This window comes from Enterobacter cloacae complex sp. 2022EL-00981 (genome assembly GCF_028737495.1).
Classification (GTDB): Bacteria; Pseudomonadota; Gammaproteobacteria; order Enterobacterales; family Enterobacteriaceae; genus Enterobacter; species Enterobacter cloacae.
Genome location: NZ_JAQZRK010000002.1, coordinates 252,215 through 264,434, shown reverse-complemented (window position 1 = coordinate 264,434; position 12,220 = coordinate 252,215). Strand labels below are relative to the sequence as shown.

Here is a 12,220-nt window from a genome sequence, read left to right as displayed (position 1 = left end):
GGTGCCGGAACCATCGTCTATACTTACCCCTTTGTAAGCCAAAAGGAGAGCAAGAATGACGATTCATAAGCACGGTTCGGCACACTGGTCTGGTGATATCAAAAATGGCAAAGGGACGGTCTCAACGGAAAGTGGCGTCCTGAATCAACAACCTTACGGCTTTAACACCCGCTTCGAAGGCGCTAAAGGCACTAACCCGGAAGAGTTGATTGGCGCAGCCCACGCCGCCTGTTTCTCAATGGCGCTGTCGCTGATGATTGGTGAAGCGGGCTATACCGCAGATTCCATCGATACCACAGCGGATGTCTCCCTGGATAAAACCGATGGCGGCTTCGCAATCAGCAAAATTGCGCTAAACAGCAAGGTCACCGTACCGGGTATCGACCCGCAGAAATTCGACGGCATCATCCAGAAAGCGAAAGCAGGATGCCCGGTGTCGCAGGTACTGAAAGCGGAAATCACGCTGGACTATAAACTTAACTAAGCCTGAGCCGGGCGAAGGCCCGGCTATCCCTTCAGCGCAGCAGGAAAAACCGCTGCCAGCCATGCAATAAACGCCTTAAGGCGATGCGTCAGATGCCGGTTTTGCGGGTAAACCACGTGAAACGGATACGCCGCCGGGTGCCAGTCGCTTAAAATTTCTTGTAACGTACCCGCCTGAAGATATGTCTTTGCTGAATATGTAAACGTCTGAATGATCCCTAATCCTGCCACCGCCGCTGCCAGGTGCGCATTGCTTTCATTAACCCCGAGATAGTGCGAAATGCCGATCTCCTGCACCTCGCCGCCTTTCCTGAAGCGAAACGGAAAGGGCCGCCCGGTGACCGGGGAGAGATAGCTTATAAGTTTATGTCCGTTGCGCAACTCTTGGGGATAAGCCGGAACGCCGTGCTTTTTCAGATAGCCCGGCGTTGCGCAGCTCACCATGTCGGCGTCGCCCAGATGACGGGCGATAAGGGTGGAATCGTTCAGCGGACCGCCTCTGATCACACAATCCACGTTGCCGCTGATCAAATCAACAGGACGATCCGCCACGCCAAGATCGATGCGAATATCCGGGTAGCGCTGCATGAAATCCGGGAGCAGGGGGATGAGCACGTCGCGGGCAGTCGAACCGCCAATATCCACCCGCAGATGTCCTTTCGGTGTGGCGTGAGAGACGCGAAACGAGGTATCGATATCTTCGATATCAATGAGCACCCTGAGCGCTTTTTCATAATACTTCGCGCCTTCCGGCGTCGTGACCACCCGGCGGGTGGTACGGTGCAGCAGCCGTATTTCAAGATGCGCCTCAAGCGCTTTCACAAACTTGCTCAGTGTGGCAATGGGCATGTTTAGCGAATCAGCCGCTCGGGTAAAGCTACCGGTTTCCACAACCCGCGTGAAGGCGCGCATCGCCATGAGCTGGTCCATCTTTTTTCTCTCGATTATTTCTGTCTGTGAATAGTCATTTTCATTTTTGCTGGTTTTTCACTAATCCGGCAAGGGCTAATGTGTCTCCAGCGCAAGCAAAAACGCACAACGCAAACCCAACAAAAGGTAAATGACATGAACACAACGCTCTTCGAAAAAATCGCACTGGTCACTGGCGGCAGCACCGGTATTGGTCTTGCCACGGCGCAGGAGCTGGCGGCTCAGGGCGCCAAAGTCTATATCACCGGTCGTCGACAGGCCGAGCTGGATGCCGCTGTCGCACAAATTGATTCCCGTGCGGTGGGTATTCGTGCCGACGTCTCACAACTCGCCGATCTGGATCGAGTCTATGCGCAGATAGCAAAAGAAGAAGGGCGTCTCGATATTTTGTTCGCCAATGCGGGTGGCGGAGATATGCTGCCGCTGGGAGCAATCACCGAGGAGCAGTTTGACCGTATTTTCGGCACAAACGTGCGCGGAGTGCTGTTTACAGTACAAAAAGCGCTGCCGCTGTTATCTGCCGGGTCGTCCATTATTCTGACCGGTTCAACGGTGTCGATAAAGGGAACGGCAAACTTTAGCGTCTACAGCGCCAGCAAAGCCGCCGTACGCAACTTTGCCCGCTCCTGGGCGCTGGATCTGCAGGGCCGTGGGATCCGTATCAACGTGGTCAGTCCTGGCCCCGTCAAAACCCCGGGACTCGGCGAACTGGTGCCAGAAGAACATCGTCAGGGGTTGTACGATGCGCTGGCTGCACAGGTTCCGTTAGGACGTTTAGGTGCGCCGGGCGAGGTGGGGAAAGTGGTGGCGTTTCTGGCCTCTGACGCGGCCAGCTTTATTAACGCCACCGAGCTGTTTGTTGATGGTGGGATGGCGCAAATTTAATCCACATTACGCCAGCAGCGCACGCTACGGCCCTCGTGTGAAGGCTGTAGCGGCTGCGGGCGTTCACACCCCTGCGTGGCCTGCGGACAACGGTCGCGGAAATAGCACCCCTCGGGCAGATGGCGGTTACCCGGGAGATCCGTTTTACGCAGCGCCAGGTTTTCATCCAGCGGCTCACCGGTTCTGGGAACGGAATCGAGCAGCAGCCGGGTATACGGATGACGCGGCGTAACCAGCACCTGTGCCGCCGTGCCCAGTTCGACAATTTGCCCGAGATACATTACCGCCACGCGATCGCTCATGTGCCTGACAACCGAGACGTTATGGGATATCAGCACATACGTCAGGTTGCGTTCCTGCTGCAGCTTCACCAGTAAATTGAGGATCTGCGCCTGTACGGAAATATCCAGCGCGCTGGTGGGCTCATCCAGCACGATGATGTCCGGGTTTGAGGAAAGGGCGCGGGCGATAGCAATGCGCTGACGCTGGCCGCCGGAAAAGGCATGCGGCAGACGGTCGAGATATTCCGGACGGATACCCACCTGCTGCGCCAGGTTTTCAGCAAGCTGGCGTCGTTCCCGTTCGCTGCTGCGTTTTTGCACCCACACCGGCTCGGTGATGATGCGCCAGACCGGCAGACGCGGGTCAAGCGACGAGAGCGGATCCTGAAACACCATCTGCATACCGCCCGTGTGGTTTGTCCGTGCACACAGGCCGGCACTGGGTTTGAGCATCCCCATTAAAAGCTGCGCCAGCGTGCTTTTACCACAGCCGGATTCGCCAACAATCCCCAGTGTTTCGCCGCGATGGATCTTAAGATCCAGTCCGTTGAGGGCGTGCACCTGTTCCGTGACCCGCCCCAGCCAGTTTTTGCGTGCGGGAAAGTTAACGTGCACGCGATCCAGTTCCAGCAGTACGTCAGACATGGGTTTTCTCCTGTTGTGGATACCAGCAGGCCGCCCGTTGGCCTTCGGCCCCCTGAGGCAGTAAGCGCGGTGTTTCAGTGCATTTTACGCCCGCAGCAAAACAGCGCTCCCGAAAAGCACATCCGCGCGGAAGCAGGCTAAGATTGGGCACCGTACCGGGGATGGCAGGCAGCATCTCGCGCGGCTCGCCGTTTTCAGGCGCACACTGCAGCAGGCCGATGGAATAGGGGTGAACGGGATGGTGGATCAGGGTTTGCGTGGTGCCGCTTTCAATCACGCTCCCGGCGTACATGACATACATCCGGTCGCAGAGTTGTGAAACCACCGCCATGTCGTGGCTGATAAACAGTACCGAGGTTCCGCTGGCCCGTGCTTTATGCTTCAGCAATCGCAGTACCTGTAGCTGGACGGTGACGTCCAGTGCGGTGGTCGGCTCATCGGCAATAATCAGTTCAGGCTCGCAGGAGAAGGCCAGCGCAATCATCACCCGCTGGCGCATGCCGCCGGACAGCTCGAACGGATAACGTTCCATGACCTCCGCCGCATCCGGGATCTGCATCTCTTCCAGCAGGGTGATCGCTTTTTTCCCGGCATCACGCCGTGAAAGGGGCTGATGCTGGCGGATCACCTCCACCATCTGTTTGCCAATTCGTCGCGTTGGGTTCAGCGCTGTCATCGGCTCCTGAAAAATCATCGCCACTTTGGCACCGCGCCACTGGCGGAGCTGTTTCTCGGATGCATTCAGGACATCTTCACCCAACAGTTTTACCTGCCCGCGATGGACCCGGTAACTGCCCTCCGGCAGCAGACGCATGGTCAGCATCGCCGTTACCGATTTTCCGGAGCCGGATTCGCCCACTACGCCAACAATCTCGCCGCGTTTGATCTCCAGCGATACGTGGTTCAGGGCGTGAACTTCGCCGCGAAATATCGGGAAGCTCAGGTGTAAATCTTCAATGGTTAATACTGCTTCGCTCATGCCTGTTTTCCTCCCGATTTCGGATCCAGCAGGTCGCGAATGCCGTCACCAAACAGATTAAACCCGACGGCAGTGACCAGAATTGCCGCACCAGGAAAGGCGCAGTACCACCACTGGTCGAGCACATAGTTGCGGCCCACGGCCACCATCGCTCCCCATTCGGCGGTGGGCTGCTGTGCCCCAAGGCCGATAAAGCCCAGCGTGGCGGCCATCAGAATGGCGCTGCCAATATCCAGTGAGGCCTGCACGATCAGCGGTGGCAGGGCGTTACGCAGAATGTGCCAGCTGATCAAATGCCAGCGCGATGCGCCAAAAGTGCGCGCGGCCTGCACATAGGTAAACTGGCGCACCACCAGGGTTTGCCCGCGCGCCAGGCGAACGTAAAACGGGATACGCACAATCGCAATCGCCAGCATGGCGTTAAACAGACTCGGCCCAAGCGCCGCCGCCAGCGCCATGGTCAGTACCAGGGAGGGAATGGAGAGCATAATGTCCATCACCCGCATAATGATGGCATCGCCGCGCCCGCCCAGCACGCCGGACAAACAGCCCAGCAGCGAGCCGATACTCCCGGCAATCACCACCACCGCCAGCCCGGCGGTAATGGATTGCTGGCTACCGACCAGCACGCGGCTGAACAGATCGCGTCCGACTTCATCGGTACCAAACCAGTGTTGTGCAGACGGGGCCTGCAACCGGGCAGTAAGATCCAGCGCGTTCGGATCATGGGGGACGATCCACGGTGAAGTTACCATCAGCAACAGCATCACCAGCATAATCACCCCGCCGATCAGCGTGAGCGGGCTTTGACGCAGCATCCAGAACAGCCTTGGCCAGTCGATGCCCGGTTTCGTTGTGTTTACGGGGACGGGCGTTTCCTCAGTCAACATCATTCGGCACCTCCGCGCCCGATACGAGGGTCAATCCACAGATAGAGCAGATCAACCACCAGATTGACGACCACATAGGCCAGTGAAACCACCACGGAAAAGCCCATGACGGCAGGGAAATCCAGCGCCTGAATGGAGGTCACCACCCAGGCACCCATGCCTGGCCAGGCAAAGACGGTTTCGGTCAGTACCGCACCATAAAGCAGATCGCCCAGCGCCAGCCCGAGTACGGTAATGGACGGGATCATCGCATTCGGCAGGGCATACCGCAGGACGATATACCAGCCCGGCAAGCCGCTGGCGCGGGCGGTGCGAATATAATCTTCGCTGAGCTGCTCCAGCATGGCGGAACGTACCTGACGCGCCACGATGCCAAGATGAACAAACGCCAGCGTCAGTGACGGTAAAATCAGGTGTTGCAGGGCGTTGAAAAAGATCTCGCCGTTACCCTCCAGCAGGGCATCCAGCAGATAAAAGCCCGTCACGTGGGCAGGGGGATCGAGCCAGTCGTCCAGCCTGCCGCCGCCGGGCAGAAGCTGCAGATGGCCGTAGAACAAGACGATGACGCCCAGACCCAGCCAGAAGGCCGGTGTGGAGATCCCGGTCATCGCCATCAGCCGTACCAGATGATCCAGCCAGCGGTTACGGTAGACCGCCGATAAAATCCCCAGCGGAACGCCGATCACCAGCGCCAGCAGCAGGGAACAGAACGCCAGCTCCAGCGTGGCAGGGAAGAAGGCTTTTAAATCTTCCGCCACCGGCCGCCCGGTACGGATAGAGGTCCCTAAATCGCCGTGCGCCAGGGCGTCCACATAGCGGCCAAACTGGATATAGAGCGGCTGATCCAGTCCCAGTTGCTGGCGAATGTTCTGCACAATCTCGTCGCTGGCACGGTCACCGGCCAGCAGGCGGGCCGGATCGCCGGGGATCAGGTGTGAAATGATAAAGGTGATGATACAGACACCGGCTACTACCAGGATTAACCCCCAGCAGCGCTGGCGCACAATGCTCCAGAATGTCATACACTTTCCCCCGGCGAAACCGTTACTTGCTCATGGTGGCGATGTTGAACACCTGCTCGAGCATTGGATTAAAGGTGAAACCTTTGACCTCTTTGTTCATTGCCAGCTGGTAGTTCTTCTGGAACAGATAAACGTAGGCCGCTTCGTCAATCACAATCTTCTGCGCCTGCTGGTAATCGCGGGTGCGCTCCGCCTGGTCCGTGGTTTTCAGCGCCGCCTGCAGCAGGGAATCGACCTCTTTGTTCTCATAGAACGAGCGGTTGCCCGGCAGACCTTTTTTGTCTGACTCAAACCAGTAGTTCATGAACATGTACGGGTCGGCAAAGTCCGGGCTCCAGTTGCCAATGGCAATGTCATAATCGCCTTTACCCACGCGGTCGCGCATGGTGGCGTTGGCCAGTTTTTCCAGCTTGACGTTGATACCGAGCTTGCCCAGGCTGGCCTGAGTGGAGAGGGCGATAGGCTCCCAGTTCGGGTCGTTGTCCGAGTAGAGGAACGTCAGGCTGGACGGTTTATCTTTGACTTTCTCCAGCGCCGCTTTCGCTTTGGCCTCGTCAAAGCTGTACTGCATGGCGGTGGCGTCAAAGCCCCACATGCCATCCGGGATCGGGCCGCGCATCTGCTTGCCGTTACCGCTGAGAATGCCTTTCACCATTCCCTGATAATCGGTTGCCCAGGAGACGGCCCGGCGCAAATCCACCTGATTCAACGGTGCTTTGCTGTTGTTGAGATAGAGATAGGTCACGCGCAGGGACGGATACTCCGCCACGGCGACTTTGCCCTCCTGCTTGAGCGCAGAAAGCTGATCGACAGGCAGGGAGTCGGCAATATCCAGATCGCCACGGGAAAGCTGCAGGCGACGCGACGCGCTTTCACCGATAATTTTCACCGAGACGCGCTTAAAGTGGGGTTTATCACCCGCCCAGTGCGGGTTAGGCACCAGCACCAGCTGCTGACCTTTTTGCCAGCTCTTCAGCATAAATGGCCCGGAACCGGCGGTGTTCTGCGCCAGATAAGCCCGCGCATCATCGGCGGCATTGGCCTTCAGTACGGCCGGGTTAATAATCGATGCACCGTCATTCGCCAGGGTATAGAGGAAGGGAGCAAACGGCTGGCTGAGGGTGAATTTCACCGTGTGGTCATCAACGGCGTCAATTTTGAGATCTTTCGGGAACGCTTCAGACGGCCCCTGACTGAGCTTCAGCAGGCGCTTAAACGACAGTTTTACCGCTTCAGCGGTGACCGGCGTGCCGTCAGAGAATTTCGCGTTGTCCGTCAGGGTGAAGGTCCACTCTTTCTGATCCTCAGATGCCTTCCAGCCCGTGGACAGATCGCCTTCGACCTCCGTGGTGCCAGGCTTGTACTTCACCAGACGCTGATAGGACGGATAGGTGACGGTCCAGTCGTTGTTATCAATGGTGATTGCCGGATCGAGGGTTTGCGGGTCGGCGGATTTACCTATCACCAGCATGTCTTTCGGAACGGCGGCCTGCGCAGCAGGCATGCTCAGAGCCAGCGTGGCGGCGATAAGCGTCGTGAGAAGCGTTGTTTTCATGGCAGTGCTCCAGGTTTAAAGAGGGGTGTGCGTCAACGGAAAACAGGCGAAACGATCGTCAAGAAGGGGATAACTGGCGGCGTTTGGCAACTCGAAGTGCCACCATTCGCTGCCGATCCCCACAAAGCCGCCGCCAAACATGATGGCGTTAAGCAGCAGGCGGTTGCGCTGGGCGTGCGGCGGCACGGAGGGGTGATACGGATGAGAACGGTCATCCATCTCATCAAACCCGGCCCCCATATCCAGCACGTTGTTATGTTCATCCATCAGGGTGACGTCGATGGCCGTGCCGCGGCTGTGATTGGAGCCAATGGCCACATCCACCACATATTCCGGGTTCGGGCACGCATCCCACAGCTGCGCCTGGGCCTGCTGAGGGCGATAGGCGTCGTAGACCACCAGTTTCAGTCCGGCGAGCGTGGCGATGCCAATCGATTTCGCCAGCGCGGTGGCGGCATCGGTATGCAGCAAACACAGCGCCTCCTGATAAATGGGGCGGCCAGTCAGGTTATCGGCGGTGGCGTATTTCAGATCGATATGCAACTCAGGAAACATTCTGGCGACATCAATCAGTTCACTCTCTTCGGGCATAGCTCCGCTCCTTTAGCGTTCGAATTGTCCAAACTCTTGTTGTAATTCACGGTTTATTGTCAGACGGTCTGCAAGCGCATCACCCAGCGCCTGGACCACGCCTGACAGCAGCAGGTTGAAAAGACAGCTCACAGGGGCCAGCGAATCCCAGAAGTGGCCGGTATCGGTTTTAACCTGCAATAAATCAATAGGGTAATCCCGCGCCCACGGACACCAGATATCGGTGATCAGGGCCATCGGAATACCTTTCTCACTTGCGACACGACAGTACTGCCGGGCAATGGCGGAATAGGCGCGGGTATCGGTCAGCACCACATAAGGGTGGTCAAAACCGGAGTTGAGCGATTCAACCCAACTGCCGGATAACCCCTCGGAGTAGCTCACGCGCGGGCGCAGATATTCCAGGTGGCTGAAGAAGGCGTTGGCAATCCCGCGCGTTGACTGAATACCCAGCACAAACACCGCCTCAGCATGGGTGAGCTGATGGACGATTTGCTTAAAGACATCGGTTTGTGCCAGCTGATAAACATGGGTGATTGCATCCACCTCCAGCGAAAGGGAGTGCTGGAGACGATCCGAAAGCGGACGCTGCTGTTGCCAGGAGTCCAGGCGTTCGTTCATTCCCCAGGGCTGATAAGGATCGCGCAGGCTTTTTTTGGCATCGTCCAGGTTGCGATACCCCAGCTTGCGCAGGAAGCGCCCGACGGTGATCCCGCTGGTGCCGGTAGTCAGCGCCACGCTCTCTGCCGTCTCAAACGGTATCAGCGCGGCGTGCGCCAGCATCCAGCTTGCCACACGCTTTTCGCTGGGCGTCAGCTGGCTGAAGGTGGCTTCGATACGGTTCAGCATTTCAGGTTTGGTGGTCATTACCGCCTCGCTGTTAACCGGCTGTCAATGGCCGGAATTCTGTTACCTGGTTAACAATGCATGACGCGTGCCATGTTCACATGACGGCGAAAAGCCGCTGTGCTGTAAATTTAATGCAATATTTGATTAACCAATGATCAACATTTGTGCAGCGTAGTTCACTTTTGGTGCATTGTCGGATTCGACAGAGATGAATTTGGTGAATACGTCAGCCCCTTCACATTTTTGATAAGATACAAACACAGTGACTAAGAGAAGGAACCCGGCATGGCGAATCTGCCCTGGCGTGTCAGCGTGCGCCTGATGGCTCTCGCAAAGAAAGTGGCGATGGTCATAGGGATTATCGTGGTTGTGCTGCTGGCAGTGCGGGTATATCTCTCGCAGCAGGGGCCGGCGTTACATCTCTGGCACACCTGGCGTGCGGATGAAATGAGCGTAAGCGAGCTGGATAAGGCGAACTTTGCTGACTATCTCGACCGGGAAAAGGCCATCTTCACCGACCTGGATAACGCGGTCACGGCAAAAACGAAGGGGGAGGAGCGTACCGCCTTAAACCGCTACTACCGTCAGAGCCTGGTGTGGCCCGGAAAATTTACTCCGGATGCAAATCGCTCGTTTGTGCTGATGCCTGCCGGTAAACCGCGTGGTGCGGTGGTTTTACTGCACGGACTCACCGATTCGCCCTATAGCGTTAAGCACCTTGCCGTTGATTATCAGCAGCGCGGATTTGTGGCCGTGGTGCCGCGCCTGCCCGGACACGGGACGGCACCAGGGGCGCTGACAAACGTTGACTGGGAGATGTGGCTGGCGGCGACGCGTCTTGCCGTGCGCGAAGACTCCCGTCTGGCGGGGGATAACGTTCCTTTGCATCTGGTGGGCTATTCCAACGGCGGGGCGCTGGCGATGAAATACACCCTGGACGCGCTGGAGTCGCCTTCGCTGCGAAAACCTCAGCAACTGGTGTTGTTGTCACCGATGATCGGCGTCACGGCGTTTGCCCGCTTTGCCGGATTCGCAGGCTTACCGGCACTGTTACCGGCGTTTGCGAAAGCGGCTTGGCTGAATATCGCGCCGGAGTATAATCCTTACAAATACAATTCTTTCCCGGTAAACGCGGCGCGTCAGTCGTGGCTGTTGACGAAGGCGCTGCAGGAGCAGATTGGCCGCGATGCACAAAACCACACGCTGGATCGGTTGCCGCCGGTACTGGCCTTTCAGTCGGTGATGGATTCCACCGTCAGTACCCGTGCGGTTGTCACGGGGTTATTTGACCAGCTCCCGGCCAACGGCAGCGAACTGGTGGTGTTTGATATCAACCAGGCGGCGAGTTTCCGCCCGTTATTCCGGCCGTCGTCGTGGACGGCCCTCTCTGAGCTGTTGCCGTCTGCGCAAAGACGTTACAGTGTCACGATTGTTACCAACGCCAGTGCGGAGCGTTTCGCCACGGTCGCGAAGCACATCCCCGCAGGCAGCACAGAGGAGACCGTGGAGCCGCTGGCGCAGCAGTATCCGCCGGAGGTCTATTCGCTTTCGCATGTCGCCGTACCTTTCCCGCCTGATGACGATCTGTATGGCCGGCATCCTGCCGCGAAAAACCGCTATGGCATCAGCCTGGGCACCATTGCGTTGTGGGGAGAGACCTCCGTACTGAGCGTGGGTAAAGATGCCCTGATGCGGGTGACCTCAAATCCGTTTTACGACTACATGAAGATGCGGATCGACAACCGCATCGGGACGGAGGAAAAAGGGTGATCCCTTAAGCCGTTAATTTATTAGGTAGCGCTGGTGAAGTATGTTAAACAGTAACTTCCCCGGCGCCTCCCTTATTCTGGAACCCATTCCTGTGCTCACCACGCTGATTTATCGAAGCCAGTTACATTTATCCTGCCGGTCCGCAGAATTAAGCGCGCTGGTAGAACGAGCACGAAGCCGCAATGCCAAACTGAACATCACGGGTGTCCTGCTCTCGAACGGCTGTGACGTCCTGCAAATCCTTGAGGGGGCGGAAGAGAGCGTCGTGAAGCTGTTCCACAAAATTCGCGATGATGAGCGCCACAGTGGCGTCGTCGAACTGATGCGGGATTACGGCCCCCGCAGACGGTTTGACAATGTCGGCATGCTGCTGTTTGACCTGCAGGTCCAGTCCCCAAAAGAGGTGCTTGAGTCGGTTTTGCATTACAGCCAGCTGGAAAGCTATCTCATATCCGATGATCGGGTGTTCAAATTCATTCAGACCTTTATCACCGGGAAACATACCGGCCAGACGAGGAGCCCGGTGGATGCGGGAAAATGGACGCTCGCATGTGAAAAAGCGCCCTTCGGTGAGGCCATGGGGTTAATTGCCGGTCAAATCTGTCAGTTTGCGCTGCAGCCGATAGTCGAGCCCTCGGAAGGGAAAATCAGTTCACTTGAAGCGCTTATTCGTGGCAACGATGGCGGGAGCCCGGAACATTTCTTCAAAACGCTCGATCAGGACAAGCTCTACGAAGTGGATCTGCAAACCAAAGCGTATGCCTTTGCGCTTGCGGAGAAACTGGGTATCGGCAGCCATAAAATTGCGGTGAATTTGCTTCCCATGTCGCTGGTCAAGGTGCCCGGGGCGGTCGAGTTTCTGGTGGAGCAAATCAGACAACACGGGCTTCAGCCGGAGCAGGTGGTCATAGAAGTGACTGAAAACGAGATGATTTCCGGCTTTAACAAGTTCAACAGCGCGATCAAACAGCTTCGGGGTGAAGGTATTGGCCTGGCGATCGATGATTTCGGCTCCGGGTATGCGGGGCTTTCGCTGCTTACCCGCTTCCAGCCGGATAAAATCAAGATCGATCGGGAAATAGTCAGCAATATTCATCTCAGCGGCCCAAAACAGGCGATTGTCCGATCGATAGTGAGCTGCTGCACCGACCTTGAGATCACGCTGGTGGCGGAAGGCATTGAGAAGCTGGAGGAGTGGTGCTGGCTGGAATCCGCCGGTATTCGCCGTTTTCAGGGGTTTCTGTTTGCCCGGCCGCAGCTTAACGGGGTGGGCGATATTCACTGGCCACACCTGGTACGATAACGCTTTTTCCTTCCTGATTATTTCCCCTTTGGTCAGC

Annotated in this window: 12 protein-coding genes; 4 read left to right on the top strand and 8 right to left on the bottom strand. The window is 57.2% G+C overall.

What is annotated here, in order from left to right; translation table 11 throughout:
• The first annotated feature begins 55 nt into the window (after positions 1 to 55).
• Positions 56 to 484, top strand: coding sequence for an OsmC family protein (locus PUZ33_RS03115; RefSeq protein ID WP_020690322.1), 429 nt, complete (start codon positions 56 to 58; stop codon positions 482 to 484).
• A 23-nt stretch (positions 485 to 507) separates the two neighbouring features.
• On the opposite strand, the gene PUZ33_RS03110 is transcribed toward PUZ33_RS03115, so the two are convergent.
• A complete protein-coding gene (locus PUZ33_RS03110) occupies positions 508 to 1,413 on the bottom strand; it encodes a LysR family transcriptional regulator (RefSeq protein WP_062676906.1) in 906 nt (301 codons plus the stop codon).
• Between the two features lie 135 nt (positions 1,414 to 1,548).
• Here PUZ33_RS03110 and PUZ33_RS03105 point away from each other — a divergent pair, with 135 nt between their 5' ends.
• Positions 1,549 to 2,298 carry an SDR family NAD(P)-dependent oxidoreductase gene (locus PUZ33_RS03105; RefSeq protein ID WP_029883329.1) on the top strand — a complete coding sequence of 250 codons (750 nt, stop codon included), beginning with the start codon at positions 1,549 to 1,551 and terminating at the stop codon, positions 2,296 to 2,298.
• Here PUZ33_RS03105 and PUZ33_RS03100 read toward each other — a convergent pair.
• Genes PUZ33_RS03100 through PUZ33_RS03070 form a run of 7 tightly spaced genes read right to left on the bottom strand, consistent with a single transcriptional unit; the run spans position 2,295 to position 9,128 of the window.
• The gene (locus PUZ33_RS03100; protein ID WP_062676907.1) at positions 2,295 to 3,224 is read right to left on the bottom strand and encodes an ABC transporter ATP-binding protein; all 930 of its coding nucleotides are present in this window, start codon (positions 3,222 to 3,224) and stop codon (positions 2,295 to 2,297) included. The genes PUZ33_RS03105 and PUZ33_RS03100 overlap by 4 nt on opposite strands.
• Positions 3,217 to 4,203 carry an ABC transporter ATP-binding protein gene (locus PUZ33_RS03095; protein WP_062676908.1) on the bottom strand — a complete coding sequence of 329 codons (987 nt, stop codon included), beginning with the start codon at positions 4,201 to 4,203 and terminating at the stop codon, positions 3,217 to 3,219. Before PUZ33_RS03095 ends, PUZ33_RS03100 begins: the two co-directional genes overlap by 8 nt.
• Complete coding sequence (ddpC, locus tag PUZ33_RS03090) at positions 4,200 to 5,096, bottom strand: D,D-dipeptide ABC transporter permease (protein WP_038419496.1); 897 nt, start codon at positions 5,094 to 5,096, stop codon at positions 4,200 to 4,202. The genes PUZ33_RS03095 and ddpC overlap by 4 nt, the downstream gene beginning before the upstream one ends.
• Entirely contained in the window at positions 5,093 to 6,115 is a 1,023-nt protein-coding gene (locus PUZ33_RS03085; protein ID WP_062676909.1) for an ABC transporter permease, read from the bottom strand. Before PUZ33_RS03085 ends, ddpC begins: the two co-directional genes overlap by 4 nt.
• A 22-nt stretch (positions 6,116 to 6,137) precedes the next feature.
• The gene (locus PUZ33_RS03080; protein WP_062676910.1) at positions 6,138 to 7,670 is read right to left on the bottom strand and encodes an ABC transporter substrate-binding protein; all 1,533 of its coding nucleotides are present in this window, start codon (positions 7,668 to 7,670) and stop codon (positions 6,138 to 6,140) included.
• 15 nt (positions 7,671 to 7,685) lie between these two features.
• Positions 7,686 to 8,261, bottom strand: coding sequence for a D-alanyl-D-alanine dipeptidase (gene ddpX, locus PUZ33_RS03075; protein WP_013096545.1), 576 nt, complete (start codon positions 8,259 to 8,261; stop codon positions 7,686 to 7,688).
• Positions 8,262 to 8,273: 12 nt separating this feature from the next.
• Positions 8,274 to 9,128: a MurR/RpiR family transcriptional regulator gene (locus tag PUZ33_RS03070; RefSeq protein WP_062676911.1), complete on the bottom strand. Its 855-nt coding sequence runs from the start codon at positions 9,126 to 9,128 to the stop codon at positions 8,274 to 8,276.
• 267 nt (positions 9,129 to 9,395) lie between these two features.
• Between PUZ33_RS03070 and PUZ33_RS03065 the strand changes: the two genes are divergently transcribed.
• Both PUZ33_RS03065 and PUZ33_RS03060 read left to right on the top strand, forming a co-directional pair.
• A complete protein-coding gene (locus PUZ33_RS03065; RefSeq protein WP_274205296.1) occupies positions 9,396 to 10,880 on the top strand; it encodes an alpha/beta hydrolase in 1,485 nt (494 codons plus the stop codon).
• Between the two features lie 91 nt (positions 10,881 to 10,971).
• Complete coding sequence (locus tag PUZ33_RS03060) at positions 10,972 to 12,183, top strand: diguanylate phosphodiesterase (protein WP_062676936.1); 1,212 nt, start codon at positions 10,972 to 10,974, stop codon at positions 12,181 to 12,183.
• Positions 12,184 to 12,220: the final 37 nt, after the last annotated feature.